Annotated in this window: 16 protein-coding genes and 1 pseudogene; 10 read left to right on the forward strand and 7 right to left on the reverse strand. The window is 70.8% G+C overall.

The window, feature by feature from the left end; translation table 11 throughout:
- The coding region (gene secA / locus VIP82_RS01035; RefSeq protein WP_331905447.1) for a preprotein translocase subunit SecA at positions 1–2,695 on the reverse strand (2,695 nt) is incomplete at its 3' end.
- A gap of 233 nt (positions 2,696–2,928) precedes the next feature.
- Here secA and VIP82_RS01040 point away from each other — a divergent pair.
- From VIP82_RS01040 to VIP82_RS01075, 8 genes are all read left to right on the forward strand, one after another.
- Positions 2,929–3,858 (forward strand): efflux RND transporter periplasmic adaptor subunit, encoded by a 930-nt coding sequence (locus VIP82_RS01040; protein ID WP_331905448.1) that lies wholly within the window; start codon positions 2,929–2,931, stop codon positions 3,856–3,858.
- A complete protein-coding gene (locus VIP82_RS01045) occupies positions 3,855–4,742 on the forward strand; it encodes an ABC transporter ATP-binding protein (protein WP_331905449.1) in 888 nt (295 codons plus the stop codon). The genes VIP82_RS01040 and VIP82_RS01045 overlap by 4 nt, the downstream gene beginning before the upstream one ends.
- Positions 4,739–5,950 (forward strand): ABC transporter permease, encoded by a 1,212-nt coding sequence (locus tag VIP82_RS01050; RefSeq protein WP_331905450.1) that lies wholly within the window; start codon positions 4,739–4,741, stop codon positions 5,948–5,950. The genes VIP82_RS01045 and VIP82_RS01050 overlap by 4 nt, the downstream gene beginning before the upstream one ends.
- A gap of 35 nt (positions 5,951–5,985) precedes the next feature.
- A complete protein-coding gene (locus tag VIP82_RS01055) occupies positions 5,986–6,603 on the forward strand; it encodes a PadR family transcriptional regulator (RefSeq protein WP_331905451.1) in 618 nt (205 codons plus the stop codon).
- The gene (locus VIP82_RS01060) at positions 6,600–7,322 is read left to right on the forward strand and encodes an ABC transporter ATP-binding protein (protein WP_331905452.1); all 723 of its coding nucleotides are present in this window, start codon (positions 6,600–6,602) and stop codon (positions 7,320–7,322) included. The genes VIP82_RS01055 and VIP82_RS01060 overlap by 4 nt, the downstream gene beginning before the upstream one ends.
- Before the next feature lie 121 nt (positions 7,323–7,443).
- Positions 7,444–10,311 carry an FtsX-like permease family protein gene (locus VIP82_RS01065; RefSeq protein WP_331905453.1) on the forward strand — a complete coding sequence of 956 codons (2,868 nt, stop codon included), beginning with the start codon at positions 7,444–7,446 and terminating at the stop codon, positions 10,309–10,311.
- Between the two features lie 181 nt (positions 10,312–10,492).
- Positions 10,493–12,277: a DEAD/DEAH box helicase gene (locus VIP82_RS01070; RefSeq protein WP_331905461.1), complete on the forward strand. Its 1,785-nt coding sequence runs from the start codon at positions 10,493–10,495 to the stop codon at positions 12,275–12,277.
- A gap of 133 nt (positions 12,278–12,410) precedes the next feature.
- Positions 12,411–13,772 carry a hypothetical protein gene (locus tag VIP82_RS01075; RefSeq protein ID WP_331905454.1) on the forward strand — a complete coding sequence of 454 codons (1,362 nt, stop codon included), beginning with the start codon at positions 12,411–12,413 and terminating at the stop codon, positions 13,770–13,772.
- Between the two features lie 85 nt (positions 13,773–13,857).
- Here the strand turns inward: VIP82_RS01075 and VIP82_RS01080 are convergent, their stop codons facing one another.
- The 6 genes from VIP82_RS01080 to mtrA form a co-directional block, all read right to left on the reverse strand.
- The gene (locus tag VIP82_RS01080; protein WP_331905455.1) at positions 13,858–15,069 is read right to left on the reverse strand and encodes an amidohydrolase family protein; all 1,212 of its coding nucleotides are present in this window, start codon (positions 15,067–15,069) and stop codon (positions 13,858–13,860) included.
- Between the two features lie 142 nt (positions 15,070–15,211).
- The gene (gene hpf, locus VIP82_RS01085; protein WP_331905456.1) at positions 15,212–15,871 is read right to left on the reverse strand and encodes a ribosome hibernation-promoting factor, HPF/YfiA family; all 660 of its coding nucleotides are present in this window, start codon (positions 15,869–15,871) and stop codon (positions 15,212–15,214) included.
- A 120-nt stretch (positions 15,872–15,991) separates the two neighbouring features.
- Positions 15,992–16,711 carry a phosphoribosyltransferase family protein gene (locus tag VIP82_RS01090; RefSeq protein WP_331905457.1) on the reverse strand — a complete coding sequence of 240 codons (720 nt, stop codon included), beginning with the start codon at positions 16,709–16,711 and terminating at the stop codon, positions 15,992–15,994.
- Positions 16,712–16,805: 94 nt separating this feature from the next.
- Positions 16,806–18,515 carry an LpqB family beta-propeller domain-containing protein gene (locus VIP82_RS01095; protein ID WP_331905458.1) on the reverse strand — a complete coding sequence of 570 codons (1,710 nt, stop codon included), beginning with the start codon at positions 18,513–18,515 and terminating at the stop codon, positions 16,806–16,808.
- On the reverse strand, positions 18,512–20,251 hold the full coding sequence (mtrB, locus tag VIP82_RS01100; RefSeq protein WP_331905459.1) for an MtrAB system histidine kinase MtrB: 1,740 nt from the start codon (positions 20,249–20,251) through the stop codon (positions 18,512–18,514). Before mtrB ends, VIP82_RS01095 begins: the two co-directional genes overlap by 4 nt.
- Positions 20,252–20,259: 8 nt before the next feature.
- A complete protein-coding gene (gene mtrA, locus VIP82_RS01105) occupies positions 20,260–20,940 on the reverse strand; it encodes an MtrAB system response regulator MtrA (protein WP_308868351.1) in 681 nt (226 codons plus the stop codon).
- Between the two features lie 223 nt (positions 20,941–21,163).
- Here mtrA and VIP82_RS01110 point away from each other — a divergent pair, with 223 nt between their 5' ends.
- Entirely contained in the window at positions 21,164–22,636 is a 1,473-nt protein-coding gene (locus tag VIP82_RS01110) for a DUF7847 domain-containing protein (protein ID WP_331905460.1), read from the forward strand.
- A pseudogene (locus VIP82_RS01115) lies at positions 22,633–23,077 on the forward strand (DUF4129 domain-containing protein); the annotation flags it as partial. The gene VIP82_RS01110 and the pseudogene VIP82_RS01115, both read left to right, overlap by 4 nt.

The raw sequence follows: 23,077 nt of genomic DNA on the forward strand, positions 1-23,077 counted from the left end.
CGGCGGCAGCGGCCGCAGCCGCCTGACGCAGTCGCGTCGCCGCCTGCTGCACCTGCCCGCGATCGTTGCGCACCTCGACCTCGCCGGCGTCGTTGGCCGCGGTGTACTGCAGGCGCTGGCCCTCGACAGGCTGGGCACCCAGCCCCTTGGCCTCGACCTGCGTGACCTGCTCGGCACCGGCTTCACCCTGACGGCGCACCTCGACCTCGAGGTTGTAGAGGTAGCCGACCGACTCCTCCTTGATCTGCCCCATCATCGCCTGGAACATCTGATAGCCCTCGCGCTGGTACTCGATGAGCGGGTCGCGCTGGGCCATGGCGCGCAGGCCGATGCCGTCCTTGAGGTAGTCCATCTCGTACAGGTGATCGCGCCAGCGGCGGTCCAGCACCTGCAGCACCACGCGACGCTCGAGCTCGCGCGTCGCGGCCTCGCCGAGCGTGGTCTGACGCGTCTCGTACGCGATGCGGGCATCGGAGAGGATCTCGCGCTTGAGGCCCTCCGCCGTGATGCCGCCCTTGCGACCCGCGGCCTCCGCCACGACCTCGTCGATCGTGACCCCCACCGGGTAGAGCGTCTTCAGCTCGGTCCACAGGGCGTCGAAGTCCCAGTTCTCGCTGTGCCCCGACCCGGTGTGGTCGTCGATCACGGTGTTGATCGCGTCTTCGATGAAGTGCTGCACGCGGTCGGCGATGTCGTCGCCCTGCAGGATGTGGCGTCGGTCGGAGTAGATCGCCTCGCGCTGCCGGTTGAGGACGTCGTCGTACTTGAGGACGTTCTTGCGGATCTCGGCGTTGCGAGCCTCGACCTGGCTCTGCGCGGACTTGATCGCGCGCGTGACCATGCCCGACTCGATCGCGACGTCGTCGGGGAAGTTCGTCCGGGCGATGATCGCCTCTGCCGCACCCGACTGGAAGAGCCGCATCAGGTCATCGGTGAGCGACAGGTAGAAGCGGCTCTCACCGGGGTCGCCCTGACGGCCCGAGCGACCGCGCAGCTGGTTGTCGATGCGGCGCGACTCGTGACGCTCGGTGCCGAGCACGTACAGGCCCCCGGCTTCGACCACCTTGGTGGCCTCCGACGCGACATGATCGCGAGTCGCCTCGTAGACCGAGCCCCACGCGGACTCGTACTCCTCGGGCGTCTCCTCCGGGTCGAGCCCCTTGGCCTTGAGCTCCTGGACCGCGAGGAACTCGGCGTTCCCGCCGAGCATGATGTCGGTGCCACGGCCGGCCATGTTGGTCGCCACGGTCACGGCGCCCAGGCGCCCGGCGCGGGCGACGATCTCGGCCTCACGGGCGTGGTTCTTGGCGTTCAGGACCTCGTGCTTGATGCCCTTCTTCGCGAGCAGTCGCGACAAGTACTCGCTCTTCTCGACGCTGACGGTGCCGACGAGCACCGGCTGGCCGGTTTCGTGGCGGCGAGCGATGTCCTCGACGACCTGCGCGAACTTCGCCGTCTCGTTCTTGTAGACGAGGTCGGCCTGATCCTTGCGGATCATCGGCTTGTTCGTCGGGATCGGCACGACGCCGAGCTGGTAGGTCGACATGAACTCGGCCGCCTCGGTCTCGGCGGTACCCGTCATGCCCGCGAGCTTGTCGTAGAGACGGAAGTAGTTCTGCAGGGTCACGGTGGCGAGAGTCTGGTTCTCGGCCTTGACCGGCACGGACTCCTTGGCCTCGATCGCCTGGTGGATGCCCTCGTTGTACCGGCGCCCGACCAGGATGCGGCCGGTGTGCTCGTCGACGATCATGACCTCGTCGTTCATCACGACGTAGTCGGTGTCGCGCTTGAAGAGCGCGAGCGCCTTGATGGAGTTGTTGAGGAACGAGATCAGTGGGGTGTTGGCCGACTCGTACAGGTTGTCGATGCCGAGGTAGTCCTCGACCTTCTCGATGCCGGGCTCGAGCACGCCGATGGTGCGCTTCTTCTCGTCCACCTCGTAGTCGACACCGGGCTCCAGCGTCTTGGCGATCTTCGCGAACTCGACGAACCAGCGGTTCGCCTCCCCCGACGACGGCCCCGAGATGATCAGCGGCGTGCGCGCCTCGTCGATGAGGATCGAGTCGACCTCGTCGACGATCGCGTAGAAGTGACCCCGCTGCACGAGGTCCTCCTTGCGCCACGCCATGTTGTCGCGCAGGTAGTCGAAGCCGAACTCGTTGTTCGTGCCGTACGTGATGTCGGCGTTGTACTGCTCGCGGCGCACCTCGGGCGTCTGCCCGGCGACGATCGTGCCGGTAGTCATGCCGAGCGCGCGATAGATGCGGCCCATCAGCTCGGACTGGTACGACGCCAGGTAGTCGTTGACCGTGACGACGTGGACGCCCTCGCCGGCGATGGCGTTGAGGTAGACGGGGAAGGCGCCGGTGAGCGTCTTGCCCTCGCCGGTCTTCATCTCGGCGATGTTGCCGAGGTGAAGGGCTGCACCGCCCATGATCTGCACGTCGTATGCGCGCTGGCCGAGGGTGCGCTTGGCCGCTTCGCGCACCGCGGCGAAGGCCTCGGGCATGAGCTGGTCGAGAGTCTCGCCCGCCTGGTAGCGCGCCCGCAGCTCTGCGGTCTCGCCCCGGAGCTCTTCGTCGGTGAGGTGCTCGTAGTCCTCTTCGAGGGCGCCGACGGCCTTCACGACCTGCTGGAGCCGCCGGAGGATGCGACCCTCACCGGCGCGAAGCAGTTTCTCGAGGGGGTTGGCCACGGAGTATCTCCATCTTCAGGCTTTGGGGTGCGGCTGCGACGCCGCCGGTGCCGCCCGGGCGCATGGCCCCAGGCATACCTGCCTATGTTATCCACCCGTGACCTTGGTGTGCGCTGGGTGTGGAAGCGCACCCACCGCCGCGACGCGCCGGTCGCGGCATCCGTTTCTTGCATTCCGGGTATGCATATACTCGGTGACTACATACTCGGTATGCCCCGATGGAGAGGTGCGGAATGGTTGTCTGGCGGCGGTGGGTCTTCCCGATCCTGATGGTGGTCATCCTCGGCGCGGCGGCGGCCGCGCTGGTCAAGATCGCGTTCTTTCCCGACACCGCGCCGGCAGCCGCTGTCGAGCCTTCCGCGCAGATCGCCGACCCCGTGGTGGCGGTGGAGCGCGGCGAGGTCGCCAATGCGCTGAGCCTGCCGGGCACGATCGCACGCGACACCGCCTACGCGGTCCGCTCCGAGGTCGACGGCACCGTCACCGCCGTGCATGTCGGCGAGGGCCAGGCCGTTGCGGCGGGGCAGAAGCTCTTCACGATCAAGCAGGCCGACCCGGTCAAGAGCATCGACGTCGTCGCCCCCGAGGCCGGTGACGTCAGCGAGCTCGCCGTGGTGAAGGGGCAGCCTGCGTCGATCGGCGGCGAGCTGGCGAAGCTGACCCCCGCGCGCTACCACGTGCAGGCCACGGTGGAACCTGTCCAGCTGTACCGCCTGCAGGGCGCGCCCGCCGAGGGTTCGGTGACGATCCAGGGCGGCCCTGCGCCGTTCACGTGCACGGGGCTGAAGGTCGAGGTCGCCGAAGACGGCACGACGACGGTCACGTGCGCGGTGCCGGCCGACCAGACGGTGTTCGCGGGGCTGCAGGCCCAGCTCGACATCGACCTCGGCACGGTGTCGGAGGTGCTCGTCGTGCCCACGACCGCGGTCAAGGGCGGCGCCGGCACGGGCGTCGTCTGGGTGGACGCCGGCACCGGCGAGCTCGAGGAGCGGGATGTCGCGCTCGGGGTCAGCGACGGCACGATCGTCGAGGTGACGACGGGTCTCGAGGAGGGCGAGCAGGTGCGTCAGTACGTCCCCGGCGTCGCCGCCGACGACGAGCCGGTCTGCTACGACGACGGCATGGGCGGCGAGTACTGCGAGCCGCAGGTGTGGAACTGGTGAGCCTCGTCCGGCTCGAAGGGGTCGCGAAGCACGTGCTGCTCCCCGACGACACCCGGCTCGACATCCTGCGCGGCATCGACCTCGAGATCGGGGCGGGCGATCACGTCGCCATCGTCGGACGCAGCGGCTCGGGCAAATCGACGCTGCTCAACCTCATGGGGATGCTCGATGCGCCTTCGGAGGGCAGCGTCGCCTTCCGGGGCGAGCCGGTGCGGCGCATGCGCAAGGCGCGGCTCGACCGGCTCCGCGGGCGCAACGTCGGATTCGTGTTCCAGCAGTTCAATCTGCTCGCCGGACGGACCGCCCTCGAGAACGTGATGATGCCGCTCGGCTACGCGCGCGGTCGCGAGTTCTGGACGCGTCGCACCGCGGCGACCCGCATGCTCGAGCGCGTCGGCCTCGGCCATCGCATCGAGTCCACCCCCGAGCAGCTCTCCGGCGGCGAGCAGCAGCGCGTGGCCATCGCGCGGGCGCTCGTGCGCCGCCCCGCGCTCATCCTGGCCGACGAACCCACGGGTGCGCTCGACGTCGAGACGGGGTCATCGGTGATGGCGCTCCTCGACGAGATCGCCTCCGAGGCCGACGCGGCACTGGTCACCATCACCCACGACCTGAACGTCGCCGCCCGCGCCCGGCGTCACTACCGTCTGGACGCCGGAGTGCTCACCTCCTTTCAGCTCGATCTGCCGGCGAACGCGGCCGCGGCGGACGCCTCGGGACTCGCCGCGAACGTCGATGAGGGGACGGATGCCGCCGGCCCGGTCGCCACGGAATCCGCTGCCGTCGAGGGTGAACCCGATGATGTGGCCGCCGATGCGGAGACGATGCCCGACGCCGTCTCGGAGGCCGACACCGCGCCCGACCCGATCGGAGCGCCCTCGTGAGCGGCCTGGTCGGTGCCCTCGGCGAGGCCTGGTCGGAGATCCGCCACCACAAGCTGCGCGTGCTGCTGAGCCTCATCGGCATCGCCGTCTCGGTCGGGGCGATCACCGCGGTCGTCGCCCTCAGCGAGTATCAGCAGCAGCAGATGGCGGAGCAGTCGGACCGATTCGGAGGCCGCCCCGCGACGCTGCAGTTCACCGCGAACAGCTCCGACGGCGCACCGATGGACTGGGAGTCGTTCGGCGCCCACGTCGACCGGGTGGCCGAGCGGTACGAGTTCTCGCACCTCACGCGGCTCGTCGATCCGGTGATGCTGCCGCTTCAGACTCCTGAGCAGGTGCGGCAGGTGCCGACGCGGCTCGTCGACCCGGCGTACCCGGTGATCCACCGCACGCCGCTCCTCGAGGGACGCTGGTTCACCGCTGCCGACGTCGAGCTCGCCTCTCCCCCGGTCGTCATCACCGAGGCGCTATGGGACGTGTACGGTCGCCCCGACCTCGCATCAGGGTTCGCACTGCAGCTCCAGGGCGATGTCGCCGGAACATACACCGTCGTCGGGGTGACGCCGCGGGAGTACACCGGCGACGAGGACAAGCACCTGACGATGCTGTACGAGGACTACACCGCGCAGAACGGCATCGTTCCCCCCGACATGGCGATCATGTGGGAGACCTGGGTTCCCGAAGACATGGCCGCCGAGATCGGCCCCGTGCTCGCTGCCGATCTGCGGGCGGGCCTGGACAACGGTATCGACGTCACGGTGAGCCGCACCGACTGGGCGTCGCGACCCGATCAGGCCCAGTACGCGCAGACGTTCGAGCTGATCACCGGCGGGATCGCGGGCCTCGTGCTGCTGCTCGGCGGTCTCGGCCTCGTCAACATCCAGCTCGTGGCGATGCGCCAGCGCATCCGCGAGATCGGCGTGCGCCGCAGCTTCGGCGCGACCGGCAGCCGCATCTTCTCGTCGGTGATGCTCGAGTCCGTCGTCGCGACGGCCGTCGCGGGCGTCTTCGGCATCGCCATCGCCGTCGCCGTCCTCAAGGCTCCGTTCGTGCTCGACATGTTCCAGGGGATGCAGGACGTCCCGCCGTTCCCGATGCGCGCGGCCGTCACCGGTCTCGTCGCCGCTGTGGCGATCGGCGCGCTGGCCGGGTTCATCCCCGCTCTCGTCGCGGTGCGCTCGAACGTCATCGACGCGCTGCGCTTCTGACGCGAATCCGTCACCTCCGACCCGAAGGAGTTCCCGTGTCCGTCCGACAGAGTCTGCTCGCCATCCTCGATCAAGGTCCCTGCTACGGCTACCAGCTGCGCGCCGAGTTCGACCGCCGCACCGGGTCCACCTGGCCGCTCAACGTGGGTCAGATCTACAACACGCTCGACCGCCTCGAACGCGACGGGCTCGTCGAGAAGGGAGACATCGACGAGCACGGCCACGTCTACTGGCAGATCACGGATGCCGGAGCCGCGGAGGCGCACGCCTGGCTGACCTCGCCGGTCCAGCGCAGCCAGGGCACTCGCGACGAACTGGCGATCAAGCTGGCCGTCGCCGCGACGCTCCCCGGCGTCGACGTGTCGGACATCATCCAGACGCAGCGCCGCGCGTCGCTCGCCCAGCTGCAGGAGCTCAATCGGGCCAAGTACGCGGGCGCGAACCCCGATGGCCCGGAGGAGCTCGCCTGGTCGCTGGTCGTCGACTCCATGATCTTCGCGGCGGAGGCCGAGGTGCGCTGGCTCGATCACTCCGAGCAGCGTCTGGCGCTGCATCCCGATCATGCGATGGCCCTGCAGCTGTCGACCGAGAAGCCCAAGCGCGGCCGCCCCGCGAAGGAGTCGCCGGTGGAGCCCGTCGAGACGGCGCGATGACCGACACGGTGCTGCGGCTCATCGGCGTGACGCAGCAGTACGGAACGGGTGCCACCGCCGTCTCGGCGCTCTCGGGCGTCGACCTCGAGGTGTGCCGTGGCGAACTGGTGGCGGTGATGGGACCGTCGGGATCGGGAAAGTCCACGCTGCTGGCGATCTCCGGCGGGCTGGCGATCCCCACGACGGGTGAAGTGGTCGTGGAAGGCGCCTATCTCAGCGAGCAGTCGCCGAAGCAGCTGGCGGGCCTGCGGCGACGGTCGCTCGGCTTCGTGTTCCAGGACTTCAATCTGATCCCGACGCTCACGGCGCTGGAGAACGTCACCCTTCCGCTGGAGCTCGACGGGTTCCGCGCCCGGGTCGCTCGTCGCGCCGGACGCGACGCACTCGCATCGGTCGGCCTCGAGGCGAAGGCGGACTCGTATCCCGACGACCTGTCGGGCGGCCAGCAGCAGCGCGTCGCCATCGCGCGGGCCGTCGTCGGCGGCCGCCGGCTGATCCTCGCGGACGAGCCGACCGGCGCGCTCGACTCGGTGACCGGCGAGCTCGTGCTGAAGATGCTTCGTGCACGGGTGGATGCCGGAGCCGCCGGCATCCTGGTCACCCACGAAGCCCGCCATGCCGCCTTCGCCGACCGCATCGTGTTCCTGCGCGACGGCCGGATCATCGACGAGTCGCGCCGCGCCGGCGCCGAGTCCCTGCTCGCCGGGGACGTGCGGTGACTCGGCGCGCGGCCGGCGCATCGCGTCACGAGCGGAGGAGATGCGACGAGCGGAGGACGGATCTGCACCGAACCCTTCTCCCGTCCTCACATCTCCTCCGCTTCCGCCGGGCGGCGTCACGATGACGGAGGTTCTCGAGGCGGCGGTCGAGGCGAGTGTGGAGCGGGAGGCCGCTGCCCCCCGTCCGCGCGGAGGCGGATGGTCGCGGTGGCGCGTGGCGACCCGGCTCGCGGGGCGGCAGGTGCGCCGCACCACGCTGTCGAGTCTGCTGATCGCGACACTCGTGGCGCTTCCCATCGCGGCGATGACCGCCTACGGCATCTTCGCCGCGAGTGCTCTCGGCACGCCGGAAGACAGGGTTCGGGCCGAGCTGGGTGAGATGCAGGCGTGGATCACCCCCGCCGGCGTAGCGGGCGAGGGGTTCTGGCAAGCGCCCACGCAGCCGCAGTGGACCGGCTACCCGGCGAGCGATGACGGCAGCTGGGAGCTGCCCGACGGCGCGATCGCCGACGACCCGATCGCCGCGCTGCCGGCCGGCACCGAGACGGTTCTGCTCACCAGCGCCAGCGCGCGCATCGAGACGCGCGACGGCGTGGGTCTCGTCGCGGCGTGGACGGGCGATGCCTGGGATCCGCGTTTCTCAGGCGCGTTCGACGTCGTCGACGGCGAGCGTCCGACCAGCCCGTCGGAAGCGATGGTGACTCCGGCGACTCTCGAACGACTGGACGTCCGTATCGGCGGGGATCTGACGCTCGCCGACGGCGCGGGCACCTTCGAGATCGTCGGAACGCTGGATGCCGCGATCCTGCCCGATGCCGCCCCTGCGGTGTTCCTGCCGGGCACCGCCGAACTGCGTGGCCTGATCGGCGGCGAGCGACGGTGGTATCTGCCCGAGCTCGCCCTGTCGTGGGAAGGCGTGCAGGCCCTCAACGAAGAGGGCGTCGTCGCCTACTCGCGCGCAGTGGTGCTCGATCCGCCGACCGCGCTGCGCGAAGAGGTGCGCGGCTCGGTGCTCGACCAGTGGGCGAGCGTCTGGCCGATCGTGCTCGTGATCTCGGCGGGCGGACTCTTCGCCGCCTACGTCGTGGTCATGCTCGCCGGCGCCGCGTTCGCGGTAACGGCACGCCGTCAGCAGCGGTCGCTCGCTGTCGCCGCAAGCGTCGGAGCGAATCGCGGCGATCTGTCGCGGATCGTCCTCCTCCAGGGCACGACGCTCGGTGCACTCGGCGGCCTGACCGGACTCGTCCTCGGCGTCGGAACAGCCGCACTCGTCGTTGCGCTCACCGCCGACGGGAGCGCCACGCAGTATCGGGGCTTCCATGTGCCCTGGCCGGGGCTCGCCGCGATCTTCGTGTTCGCCGTCGTGGTGGGCACCGCGGCAGCCCTGGTCCCGGCTCGCACGGTCGCGAGGACCGACGTCCTGCGCGCGCTGAGCGGCGCTCGGCGCCCGCAGAAGCCGGGAGTGGCACGGCCGGTGTGGGGATCCGTCGTGCTGCTCGTCGGCGTCGCCATGACGATCGCGTGCGCCGTGGCGGTCGCCGCGGTGAACGTCTCCGACCTCCCGGGTGACTCCCCGCTGCGATACATCCCCGCGCTCGGCATCGTCGTGGGTCCGATCCTCACCCAGGTGGGCATCCTCATGTCGGGCCGCTGGCTCCTGTGGACGACGTCCCGCCTCCTGTCCCGCGTCGGGCTCGCGGCCAGGATCGCGTCGCGGGATGCCGCGGCCAACGCGGGCCGCACGGTGCCGGCCTTCGCAGCCATCGCCGCGACGGTGTTCATCGGGGTGTTCGCGGTCGGGCAGTCCTCGATGCAGACGGCCCAGAATGCGCGTACCTGGTACTACACCGCCCCACCCGGGAGTCTCTCGATCAACATCTGGCCGGGTGCCGGCAGCACGACGGGGGTGGTCGACCTCGACGCGGCGAGGAGCGGTGGTGCCGCTGCGGTGGACGTCGCGGAGGGTGCGGGCGCGACCGAGCTCGCCGTCGTCGCGCGGCAGCAGCCGAGTCACTGGAGCTACGGCTCGCCCGAGGAGGTGCCGGACGAGCTCACCCTCGCGATCGCGCTGCTTCCCGCGCAGCACCTGCTCGATCCGGAGCAGGACGACAGCTTCACCTCGAACGGCCAGGATCCCGACAACCCGCTGTCGGTGGTGGAACCCGACGATCTGGGGACTGCGCTCGGCATCACGCTGACGCCCGGCCAGCGTGCCGCCTACCGCGACGGCGCGGCGATCGTCGCGGACGACCGCTTCGTCACCGACGGCGAGATCTCGATCGCGGCGTGGTCAGGCGGAGACCTTTTGGGTGGGATGCCGAGCAACGTCTGGATCGCATGGTCGGGTCAGCGGATCGCCGACCCTGCCTGGAAGGAGCAGGTCGACGCGATCGTCGTCGACGCACCGCGCCAGCCGACCACCATCGCCATCGCTCCGGCGACGGCAGATCGGCTCGGCATCGTCGCCGTCCCTGAACGGGTGATCGCCTCGCTCGAGGCGCCGCTGTCGACGCAGGAGCGCGATCGCCTCCAGGCTCAGGTCGAACTCGCGAGCGGTGAGGACTTCACCCTCGCGCTCACCGTCGAGGCGGGGCCACCGAGCGACGCCGCCTGGATCGTCCCCCTGCTGTCCGTCGTGACCGTCCTCGTGCTGGGGGCGAGCGCCGTCGCCCTGGGGCTGGCCCGCTTCGAACGGCGGCCCGACGATGCGACGCTCGCCGCCGTCGGCGGGACGCCGGTGCTGCGCCGGAACATCGGATTCTGGCAGGGCCTCATCATCGCGGGCTTCGGCACGGTGGCGGGCGCCATCGCAGGCATCCTTCCGCCCATCGGCTTCGCGATCCAGTCGCAGGGCACTCTGCTGCTCGGCGACATCCCGTGGCAGGTACTGGGCCTGTTCTGCCTCGGCCTGCCGCTCGCGATCGCACTCGTCAACTGGCTCGTGCCACCGCGGCGCCCCGACCTCACGCGCCGCACCGCGATCACGTGACCGGACTCATCCCGCGCTGATCTGGAGGCACCGGATGCCGGGCCGCAGGCAAGCGGCCCCGCATGCTCGAGCGGCGCATGGTCTCAGCATCCTGTCGTCTCCCAGGCGGGTCCCGCTACGCTTAACTGTGCACACGAACGCCGATCAGATCGAAGTCGAGGCTCAGACCGAGCCCGCAGCGATGACCTTCTCCGACCTCGGGCTCAGCCAGCCCGTCCTCAAGGCGCTGAAGGGCATCGGCTACGAGACACCTTCGGCGATCCAGGCGGCGACCATCCCGACGCTGCTCGGCGGGCGCGATGTCGTGGGCATGGCGCAGACCGGAACGGGCAAGACCGCCGCCTTCGCGCTGCCGATCATCGACCGGCTCGACCTGTCGCAGAAGACCCCTCAGGCGCTGGTGCTCGCCCCCACGCGCGAGCTCGCGCTGCAGGTGTGCGAGGCGTTCGAGAAGTACGCCGGCCACCTGAAGGACGTGCACGTCCTCCCCGTCTACGGCGGCCAGGGCTACGGCGTGCAGCTGTCCGCGCTCCGACGCGGCGTGCACATCGTCGTCGGAACGCCCGGCCGCATCATCGACCACCTCGAGAAGGGCACTCTCGACCTCTCTGCACTGCAGTACCTGGTTCTCGACGAGGCCGACGAGATGCTCAAGATGGGCTTCGCCGAGGATGTCGAGACCATCCTCGCCGAGACTCCCGCCACCAAGCAGGTCGCCCTTTTCTCGGCGACCATGCCGGCGCAGATCCGCCGCATCGCGGCCCAGTACCTTCGCGACCCCGAAGAGATCACGGTCAAGTCCAAGACCCAGACCTCGGCGAACATCTCGCAGCGCTACCTCATCACGGCCTGGCAGCAGAAGATGGACGCCCTCACGCGCATCCTCGAGGTCGAGAACTTCGACGGCATGATCGTCTTCGGCCGTACCCGCAGCGTCACGGAGGAGATCGCCGAGAAGCTCCGCGCACGCGGCTACTCCGCCGCCGCCATCAACGGCGATATCGCCCAGCCGCAGCGCGAGAAGACGGTCAACCAGCTCAAGTCGGGCAAGCTCGACATCCTGGTCGCGACCGACGTCGCCGCCCGCGGCCTCGACGTCGAGCGCGTCTCGCACGTCGTCAACTACGACATCCCGACGGATGCCGAGTCCTACGTCCACCGCATCGGCCGCACCGGTCGCGCCGGCCGCACCGGCGACGCCATCAGCTTCGTCACGCCGCGCGAGCGCGGCCTGGTCAAGATGATCGAGCGCGCCACCCGTCAGCAGCTCACCGAGATCCCGCTGCCGAGCGTCGACGAAGTGAATGTGACCCGCCTCTCGCGCTTCGACGACCGCATCACCGCGGCCCTCGGCGAGGCCGAGCGCATCGAGGCGTTCCGCGACATCGTCGCCCACTACGTGCGCAACCACGACGTGCCCGAGGCCGACGTGGCCGCGGCCCTCGCCGTGGTCGCACAGGGCGACACGCCATTGCTGCTCGAGCCCGACGCCGAGCCCGCCCCCTCGCGTGAGCGTGCGGACCGCGGCGACCGCCCCGATCGTGGCGACCGTCCCGAGCGCGGCGAGCGCCGTGCCCCGCGCGAGGGCTTCGCGACGTACCGCATCGCGGTCGGCAAGCGCCAGCGCGTCGAGCCCCGTCAGATCGTGGGCGCGCTCGCGAACGAGGGGGGCCTCCGCCGCGACGACTTCGGCGCGATCAAGATCATGCCCGACTTCTCGCTCGTCGAGCTTCCCGCGAACCTCTCCCGCGAGGCCCTCGACCGGCTCGCCGACACCCGCATCTCGGGCCAGCTCATCGAGCTGCGCCCTGACAGCGGCCGCCCGCAGCGCCGGACGGACGGCGCCTCCCGCCCCCGCCGCGACGACCGTGGTTCGAGCAGCCGCGGTTACGGCGACTCGAGCGCGCGCGGCTCGTACGACGACCGGCCGGCGCGCAAGCCCCGGCACAAGCGCACCGACGGCTGAGACACCGGTCCGCTGCATGTGACGGCGCGCCGGGCGAGCACTCACCCGGCGCGCGGCCACGCTGTGCGCGAACATTCCACCCCGCCGCCCGCTCGCTTCAGCTCGCTCTCAGCGGCCCCCGTAGGATCGATCCATGGCCGGATTCTGGGGCAGACGCAAGCGCGAGCAGGAAGAGCTGAACACGCAGGACGCCGATCTGGCGCGCCGCGCGCAGCAGGCGCTGGTGGCAGCCGACGAGCGCCTGCGGCTCACCACCGACGAGCTCGCGTTTGCCGACGCCGAACTCGGAGCCGGTCCGACCACCGAACTGCGCGAGGCCGTGGAGTCGGTGCGAACGCACATGCAGGAAGCGTTCCACCTGCACCAGCTGAACCACGACGAGATCCCCGACACGCCTGAAGAGCTGCGCACCCGCAATGCGCGCATCGTGCAGCTGTGCGAGTGGGCCGAGGATCTGCTCGACGACCGCACCCAGGCGCTCGCCGCGGCGATCGAGCGAGCGCGTCGCGCTCCCGAGGTCATCGCGCGGGTGCGAGCGGATGCCGCTCGGCTCCGACTGCGCCTCCCTGACGCCCGCGCGACCGTCGACCGGCTGGCCGTGCGCTACTCGGCGCACGCGCTCTCGCAGATCGAGGCGAACCCCGCCGAGGCGGAGCAGCTGCTCGGGTTCGCCGAGCACAGCGCCGGCGTCGCCGAGCGCCGCCGCGAGGCTGGGCAGCGAGAGCAGGCGAACATGGCGCTCGAGGCATCGACCGAGTCGGTCCGGCGCGCTGAGACGCTGATCGACGCGGTCGAGACCTTCGAGGTCGAGGCGCTGCGGGCCGAGTCCACGCTCGCCGCGATCGTCGAGGACTCCCGGGGCGACCTCGTGGTCGCCCTCAAAGAACCCCAGTCCCCCGCCGTCAGCGCCGCGATCGCGGAACTGCAGGCCGCTCTGGCCGCGCTTCCGGCCGCCGGCGTCAACACGGATCCCTTCGAGCAGCTCACGCGCCTGCGCGAGGCGAACGCCGGACTGGATGCCGCGATCGCGGCCGCCCGGGAGCGCGCCGCCCGTCCGATCCCGCCGCTCGAGCACGTCCGGCACGCGATCGACGACGCCGATCGGCAGCTGGCCGTCTCCCGCGACGTCATCGCCGGCCACCGCGGCTGGATCGGCGCCGACGCCCGCACACGCTTCGCCGAGGCCGAGCGCGTGCGCCTCGACCTCGACCGCTACCTCGGCGCGTCGGCTGCCGCGGTGACCACGATCGACGAGGACCACCGCGAGCAGGCGTTCGCCATGGCCCGCCGCGCCGCCTTCCTTGCGAGCGAGGCGCTGCAGCTCGCCCAGCGCGACATCGACGCCGCGCGCCCGCAGCCCGAGCAGTGGGGCGGGCCGGGCTACGGCCAGCAGGGCGGCTGGGGCGGCGGTCGACGCAGCGGCGGCAGCGACCTCATGGGCGGCATCCTCGGCGGCCTGGTGATCGGCAGCATCCTCGACGGCTTCATCGACTGACGGCCTCTCACCTCACCGATTGCAGCCCGGCCCTGACGGCGCCGAGGACGGCACGGCGGCATCCGCGAAGAGGTCCGGCGACCGGTCAGGTCCCGGCGACGCGCAGCCCGTCCGCGACGACGCGGCCGTCGTGGATGACGGTGCGATCGACGCCCCGGTCCATCACCGCGCTCGTCGGTGTCTCGCCGTCCACGAGTACGAGATCGGCACGGTCGCCGACGGAGACGCCGGGACGATCCCCCACGCCCGCGACCCTCGGAGATTCATGGCTCATGAGGGAGGCACCGCCCATCGTGGCGACCGCCAGCGCGAGTTCGATGTGGTCGTCGCGGCGGAAGCCGTTGACGAACGCGAGCTGCCACGTGCGGTCGAGCATGTCGCAGTTGCCGTACGGGCTCCAGTAGTCGCGCTGGCCGTCCTCACCCAACCCGACACGGACGCCCGCCTCGACCAGATCGATGAGCCGCAGGTGCCCCGTCGTCGATGGGGCGACCGTCGCCATCGCGACATCCAGCTCGGCGAACTCGTCGATGAGTCGGCGGCTGACCGCCTCCGACACCGAGCCGAGGTCGTAGGCGTGCGAGATCGTCACCTTTCCCTGCATGCCGAGCGCACGCGTGCGCTCGAGGATGAGCTCGGTGCTGAAGACGCCGAGTGCGCCCGGCTCGTGCAGGTGGATGTCGACCTCGACCTGATGCTTCTCCGCGAGCCCGAACACGATGTCCAGGTGCCGCGCCGGATCGCGATCGAGCTGGCTCGGGTCGATGCCGCCCATGACGTCGGCGCCCTGCTTGAGCGACTCCTCGAGGTACTCCACCGTGCCGGCCTCGCGGAGGATCCCTGCCTGCGGGAACGTCATGATCTGCACGTCGGCGTGGTTTCGGAACTTCTCCTTCGCCGCGAGGACGGAGTCGAACTTCTCGAGCTTGCAGTCCACATCGACCTGCGCGTAGGAGCGGACGCGGGTCGTCCCCTTCGCGATCATCTTCTCGAGCGTGCCCGCCACGATCTCGGCGTGCGGCACATCGGTGTCGCGCCAGTTGTCCCGGTCGTTGAGCATCATCCCCCACACGCCGGGCGCGCCGGTGTGGGGACGGAACGGCAGCCCGATCCGGGACGAGTCCAGGTGCACGTGCACGTCGCTGAAAGACGGGAGGACCAGTCGCCCGCGCCCGTCCACGTCGTCCACGCCCGGCGCCCGCGTCCGGTCGTGGGGTGCGATCTCGGCGATGCTGTCGCTCTCGATGTGGATGTCGGCGGCGTCGGCGCCCCAGGGGCGCACGTTGCGGATGATCACGAAGGTCCTTCCGGATGGGGATGCCGCCGCGCGGCGTGCCGAGACCGGGAGCGCGTGCGGAGACAGACGAAGGGTGCGGCCGAGACGGCCGCACCCTTCATTGTCTGTCAGGCTGCCGCCTGTCAGTGCGACGTGTGCCAGGTCACGACGCCAGCTCTTCCGGCTGCGCCTGCGTGGTCAGCGAGATGACGCCGTAATCCCAGCCCTTGCGGCGGTACACGACGCTCGGGTGGTCGGTGCGGGCGTCGATGAACAGGAAGAAGTCGTGGCCGACCAGCTCCATGCGGTCGACGGCCTCCTCCACCGACATCCATTCGGGGTGGAACTCCTTCGTCCGGATGACGACGGGCGTGTAGCCCTCTTCCTCCTCGTTGCCGGTGACGATCGGGATCTCCCCGGTCGCGACGGCGCGGAGCACCTCGACGGACGCCGGCTGAAGATCGATCCCCTGGATCGCGCCGCTGCCCTTCTCGAACTTGGCTCCCCGAGGGTGGTTGCGCGCGTCGACACGCTTGTCCTTCGCGCGACGCAGCTGCTCGCACAGCTTGTCGACGGCGAGGTCCAGGGCGGTGAACTTGTCTCCGTCCGTGGCTTCGGCCCTGATCACAGGTCCTTTGCCGTTGACCGTGAGCTCGACGGTCTCGTCCTCCACGCGGCCGTTGTGATAGGCGCGATGCGTGACCTTGACATCCACGCGTTGAGCGCGGGGAGCGAGGTTCTCGATGCGGGCGGCCTTCTCCTCGACGACTCCGCGGAAGCGATCCGTGATCCCCACTCCCACGCCGACGATGCTGGTTTCCATACCTGCCTCCTTGTTCCGGTCCGCCCGGCCAAGGGCGGACCATCAGTCGCCTTGTCACCCCCACGGTAGCCCGGCGTCCGGACTCTGTCACCTGTGAGTTTCGAATGCGACGAGTCCCGTTCATCCGGGTGTGCCACGCCGTCTCGGGGTCGCCGCGACGGTGACCGCCGCCACGACCTCGACGCCTGCGACCCGCAGCGCACGGACCGCCTCGGCCAGACTTGCGCCGGTCGTCACGACGTCGTCGACCACCACGACTCTCAGGCCTGCGGCGGGGCCTGCGGCCCCCGAACCGCCTCGCCGCGCCCGCGCTCCAGGTACCGCGGCCGGCGGGATCCGCGCGATGAGGCTGCCGGTGACGTTGCGGCGACGTGCGTCGCGATCAAGCCCGCGCTGGTCGTCCGTCCGCCGCGCGAGGCGGAGGAGCCGTCGCCGCGGTCGACCCGCACGGCGGAGCAGGAGGTCGGGCACCCGGAACCCGCGCCGCCGGTACGCCGACCGCGAGGTGGGCATCGGGACGAGCACGCAGCCGGCTGCGCCGGCGCGATCGAGGGCGGCCGCGAGCGCGGGTGCGAGCGCGGCTGCGAGTCCGGTCCGCCCGTCCTCCTTGATCGTTCGCAGCACCCGTGCGGCGACGCCCTCGAACGCGAGTCCGCTCCACACCTCGACGCCGCCGCCGGATACGTCGACAACCTGGCACCGAGGGTCCGGCCTCAACGTCTGAGCGCACCGCTCGCAGAGCGCGACGTCGGGCTCGTCGCACCCCGCGCACCAGACCGGCAGGAGGAGGGCGAGCGCATCGGCGCACGCCGCGCGCAGCACGACCGCGAGTTCCGTCATCACACCAACAGCCTGGCCGCCGTGGGACCCCTCACGAGGTCGGCGGTGCAGACCCGGTGGAGAGTCCGCGAGAACGCCCCTCGGTGGAGGAGACTTACTGCGGTGCCCCCTGCTGAGTCGCCAGGACGAGGATCCCCGTCGCGGTCGGCTGCCAGGCGGTGCCGCGCTTGACGTAGAGCGTGCCGTCCTCGGCGCGCAGCCGCAGGCTCGAGATGCCGCTGCCGCCCGCGATCGACGCCATGTCGAAGCCGCCCGTCGAGAGGGACGTCGGTCCTCCGACGACCTGCTCCAGGATGGTGGCTTCCGCGTCGCCGCTGCTGAGCACCCCGACGGTCACCTCGTCGATCCACGTGACGCCGATCCGCGTCACGCCGACCACCGCACCGCCCACCACCGCCAGCTGCGGTACGGGCGTGCCGAGCCGGACGGGCACGCCGTCCTCGTCGCGCACCACCCCCGCGACCCACAGCGCGGTGCGCCCGCCGGCGCTCACGACGGCGGCGATGCGGGTGCCGTCGCGCGAGAGCGCCATGCCCGCGATCGCGGTCGCCCCGCTCCACGCATCGGCCACCTCGACCACGTCGCCGCCGGGCAGGTAGGCGCGCACCGAACCGGGGTCGTCGCGCGGGACGCTCCAGACCGTCCCGGAGGGGTCGATCGTCGGGTCCACCAAGCCGCTCCGCGTGTCGAGGGTCTCGGGCTCCGTGCCGCCGGAGTTGAGCCGCACCACGACCCCCGAGTCGAGTCTCGCCGCCGCGAGGTCACGCTCGGGGCCGACCTGAACGCTCACCGCGGGCACGCTCTCGACCGCGGCCGACAGTCCAGGGATCTTGTCGACCTCGTCGCCCGTCAGGAAGCCGAACCCAGCCTCGGTGAGCACCAGCGGCGCCGCCGGCACACGCGTCGAGCGGACAGCCACGGGTTCCGCGTCGACGGGGGTGGAGTCGACGGTCATCACCACCTCCGTCACGCCGGCCGTCCTCATGCTCTCCTCCAGCTGCGTGAGCATGCGGTCGAGCGCTTGCCGATTCGCCCCGAGCACGCCTTCCGACAGAGCGACGTCAGCAACTCCGTCGGCGTCGACGGGAACGGCGGGGACCACCGTCACACCGTCGGGGAAGGCTGTGGAGACCGAATCCATCAGCCACTCGCTCGGGGTCTTGTTCACGAGGGCGTCGGCAATGCTTCCCGCCGCCTTGGCCACAGGGAACCAGCGGACATCCGGCACGAGATACTGCCACGACGTATCGAAGTACATCAGCGGATAGCGATGGAACACCGTGGGGAACTGCGCCTCGTCGAGCCAGACGCCGTTGGGCGCCTCCGTGATGCGCCACTCGCCGTCGGACTGCTTCTCGAGGCGGAAAGGCCAACTGCCCGGCGAGAGGTCCGCGCGCTCGTACGCGCCCTTGTCGTCGACACTGGCGACCACTTCGGACGCGAAATCGACGACGCCCTCCTCGGTCTCGACGTAGTCCCGCTCGGCGCGCTCATCGACGATGACGCCGGCCTCGGGCGCCCAGTCGTCCGCGATCGAGGGTGCGAGGAACTCCCGGGCGACGTCCCAGTTGCCCGTCACACCCGGCCCGGAGCCGGCGTCGATGAAGCCCTCGACGATCTGCTGCGGCGTGGCACCCGGTTGAGGTCGGTTCGGGATGAAGGCCACGTTCTGCGAGCCGTTCCCCGTTCCGCCGTTCTCGATCCCGTACTCGGGCGGGCCGCCGGTCGGGAATCCCGCGCACCCGGTGACGATCACCGCGCACAGCGCCAGCAGGAGGGCCAGGAAGCCGCGCGCCCGGGTCATTCGATTCCTCCCTGCGGTGAGGTGGCGGCGCCGTGACCCCGACCTCCGCCCGGCGCGCCGGCGCCGGATGCAGGGGGCACGTCGATCGGCGCGGTGAGTCCGAGATCCTCCAGGGGCGCGACCGCGTCGTCGCCCGGATCGACCGGGATGGGGGACGCGCCGTTCAGGGGCGCGCCTTGGCGCGGAAGCGTGAGGACGAAGTTGGTTCCCCGGCCGGGCTCCGACCACAGCGCCAGCTCACCGCCGTGCAGCTTCGCGTCTCCCAGTGCGATCGACAGGCCGAGGCCCGTGCCGCCGATGGTGCGCTTGCGCGAGGGGTCGGCGCGCCAGAAGCGATCGAAGACGTGCTCGACGTCTTCCGGCTTCATGCCCATTCCGAAGTCCCGCACCCCGATGGCGACGGCCTGTTGGTCGCTGTCGACGGTGACCACGATCGGGCGGCCCTCGCCGTGCTCGATCGCATTGCCGAGCAGGTTGCGCACCACGCGCCGCACGCGTCGCGGGTCCATCTCGACCGGGGAGTATCCCCCAGGCGCCACGAGGCGCACGTCGGTGCCGTGCTGCTCGGCCAGCTGCTGCATCGAGCCGATGACGTCTTCGGCGAGGTGCGCGAGGCTCGTCGGCTCGAGCTCCAGCTGCACCGATCCCGCATCGTAGCGGCTGATCTCGAGCAGATCCGTCAGCAGCGTCTCGAACCGCTGCACCTGGGCGTTCAGCAGTTCCGCCGCCCGCGCGGTCGCCGGGTCGAAGTCTGCCCGCTGGTCATTGATCATGTCGGCCGCGAGGCGGATGGTGGTCATCGGCGTGCGGAGCTCGTGCGAGACGTCCGAGACGAAGCGCTGCTGCACGAGCGAGAGCTCGGCGAGCTCCTTGATCTGCGACTCGATACTGTCGGCCATGGCGTTGAAGGAGCGCCCGAGGGTGGCCAGCTCGTCCTCGCCGTGCACCTGCAGTCTCACGTCGAGCCGTCCGGCGGCCAGCATGGCACTGGTGTCGGCCGCCTCGCTGATGGGGGCGGTGACCGATCGCAGCACGAACCACGCGATGCCGCTGATGAGCAGCACCAGCCCGATGCCGACCACCCACAGCGTGCGCTGCACGAACGTCAGGGTCTGCGGCGCGTTGGCGAGGTCGTACGCCAGGTAGAGCTCGTACGAGGCGACGCCCTCGATCGCGAGCTGCTGGCCCACCATGATGCCGGGCACGCTCGTGTCGGCGCCGTCGGGCAGCGCGACCGGCTGCCAGATCTGCTGATCGGGGTTGGTCCGCACGAGCGCCCGCATGGACGTGGTGAGCAGGTCGGGCATCACGGCCTCGGCCGTGCTGAAGTCCTGGGGGGCGTTCGGCACGGGCGGCCCGATCCGATAGGCGGCGACCATCGCGGCCGACGACTGGTCGCGCAGAGTCGTGGACGCAAGGGTCATGACGTTCTGCATCGGCACCGCATCGCTCTGCACGGCCGCGTCGAGGGTGCGCTGCGCCGCCGCGCGCGCCTGCTCCGCATCGATCAGGACCTGATCCTTGCGTGAGGTGAAGAGGTCGTTCTGGATGGCGAGTCCCATCCAGACGCACGCGACGACGACGGCGAGCGCGGTGAGGCCGATCGTCACGAGCAGTGTCCGGAAGCGCAGCGACCGGCGCCAGAGCCCGGCGATGTTGCCCGGCCACGCACGCCACAGGCGCCACCACGCGACGCGCGGCCGCGTCGGGGCCATGCCCGTGATCGGCGCCGTCATGGCTGACCTCAGACGACGGCGCCGGCGCGGTATCCGACGCCGCGCACCGTCGTGACGATCTTGGGGTTGTCGGGATCCTTCTCGACCTTGGCGCGCAGCCGCTGCACGTGCACGTTCACGAGGCGGGTGTCGGCCTTGTAGTGGTAGCCCCAGACCTGCTCGAGCAGCATCTCGCGCGAGAACACCTGCTGCGGCTTGGACGCCAGCGCGACCAGCAGCTCGAACTCGAGAGGCGTGAGCGCGATCGGGCCGTCGCCGCGGCGCACCTCGTGCGCGGCGACGTCGACGGTCAGATCCCCGATGCGCAGCGAGTCGTTCGCCTGCTGGCTCGCCGGCCGCAGCCGCGTGCGGATGCGGGCGACCAGCTCCTTCGGGTTGAAGGGCTTCACGATGTAGTCGTCGGCCCCCGACTCGAGTCCCTTCACCACGTCGGCCGTGTCGGTGCGGGCGGTGAGCATGATGATCGGGATGCCGGACTCGGCGCGGATGCGCGTGCAGATCTCGATGCCGTCCATGCCGGGCAGCATCAGGTCGAGCAGGATGAGGTCGGGGCGCTCGGTGCGCCAGACATCGACGGCCTCGGCGCCGTCGGCGCAGAACACCGTCTCGAATCCCTCCGTGCGCAGCACGATGCCGATCATCTCGGCGAGGGCGGTGTCATCGTCGACCACCAGGATGCGTGAAGTCATCGCGCGCGTTCGTTCCTTCTCTCCAGGCACAGACGGCACGCGCCGTCCCCATGCGCTTCACACAGAGTAGTCGACACGGCCTGTGGAGCGGCCGAGCCTCGCCCGAGCGGGCGCCGGGAGCCTCCCGAGCGCGGCGGGTGCGGCATCCGGTCGATGTGGAACGATAGGGACCAGCCGACCCGCGCCGTCACCGACGCAGCGGCGCTGACGGAAAGGGGAAACCGTGACCGCGTACCCGGCCTGGACGCCGGCGTCCCGCCCCGGGATCATCCCGCTGCACCCGCTGTCGTTCGGCACGATCCTGGGCCGCTCCTTCGCGGCGCTGCGCCAGAACCCGCGCGTGCTCCTCGGCTTCGCCCTGGTGGTGCAGACGCTCGCCTACGTCGTCGTGCTCGCCGGCGTGCTCGGCGTCATGTGGGCCACGTTCTCACGCCTGAACACCCTGCAGCCCGGCAGCGACGAGTACGAGACGGTCATGGCCGGCTCGATCGCCCTGACCGCCGTGGCGGGCATCGTGCTGTCCCTGGCCGCCGGCGCCCTGAGCGTGATCGTGCAGGGCATCGTCGTCGTGGAGGTGACGCACGCGGCCGTCGCCGAGAAGCTCACCCTGGGCGCGCTGTGGCGGCAGGTCATGCCGATCGCCTGGCGGCTGATCGGCTACTCGCTGCTGGTGATCCTCGCGGTGGCGGCCCTCGTCACCGTCGTCGTCCTGGCGATCGTCGGCATCGCCATCGCGGCACCCCCGGCGGCCATCGCCCTCACGATCGTGGTCATCCTCGCCGCGATCCCGCTGACGTGGTGGCTGATGATCAAGCTGCTGCTCGTCCCGGCGGCGATCATCGTCGAGCGCGCGACGATCCTGCAGGCGCTGTCGCGCTCGTGGATGCTCACGCGCGGCCGCTTCTGGCCGGCCCTCGGCGTCATCATCGTGGTCAGCGTCATCTTCGCGGCCGTGGCGCAGGTGGTGAGCCTGCCGATGAGCTTCCTGTCGATGGGTCTCACGACGATCATCGCGCCGACCGGCGCCCCCGAGCCGACCGCCATCATCGGCTTCATCGCGGCGGCGCTGCTCACGCAGGTGCTCACCCTCCTGCTGCAGTCGGTCGCCGTCGTCGTGCAGTCCACCGCGACGGCCCTCATCTACATCGACTGCCGCATGCGCCGCGAAGGGCTCGACCTCGACCTGCTGGCGTATGTGGAGCGACGGGATGCCGGAGCGACCGACCTGAGCGATCCGTACCTGGAGCACATCGGACGCGCCATCGCGCCGCGTGGCGTGCCTGGCGCGTACCCGGCGCAGGGTTACCCGGCGTACCCGCCGGCGTACGCCGTGGCCGGGCAGCAGCCCATCTATGGAGCGCAACCCGGCTACGGTGTGCCGCCCGCTTACGGCACGCCGCCGGCGTACAGCGCACCACCGCAGTACGGAGTCCCGCCGGCGTACGTTGCACAGCCCGCATACGGTGCGCCAGCCACCTACCCGGCCCACGCCGCTCCCGCGCAGCCGGCGTACCCGGCACCGTCCGGGCTGCCTCCGTACCCGTCGGCGGCGAACCCCGCTCCCGCAGCGCCGGCTGCGCCCCCGGTCTCGGACACCCCGGCCGATGTCGCGCCCGAGGATGCCGCCTCGTCGACGGCCTGGACCGCGCCCGGCGCCGCCTCCGACGGCACGGACCGCGACTCGCCGTGGGCGTGACCTCCTCCCTGCTGCAGGCGTTCGCGCGTGCCGCCGACGCCGTGCCACCGCTCACCCCCGACGGTGACGAGGCGCGGCGCTGGGCCGAGGAGGAGCTGTCCGACCCGGCCTACGACATCGCCGAGCCCACCCCGTTCGACCGCATCGCGCGGGCGATCGGCGACTTCATCGCGTCGCTGCTGAACCCCGATCTCTCGGGCGGCTGGGGATCGACCTTCGCGCTGGTCGCCGCCATCGTCGTCGTCGTGATCATCGTCGCCGCCTTCCTCGTGTGGGGCGTGCCGCGAGTCACCCGCCGCGCGGCAGCTCGCCCACCGCTGCTCTTCGGTGAGACGGAGCATCGCTCGGCCGACGACCTGCGCGCCGCCGCTGCCGAGCGTGCGCGGGCAGCCCACTGGGAGGCGGCGATCGTGCTGCGCTTCCGGGCGCTCGCCCGCGGCT

It is taken from the genome of Microbacterium sp., assembly GCF_036566905.1.
Lineage (GTDB): Bacteria > Actinomycetota > Actinomycetes > Actinomycetales > Microbacteriaceae > Microbacterium.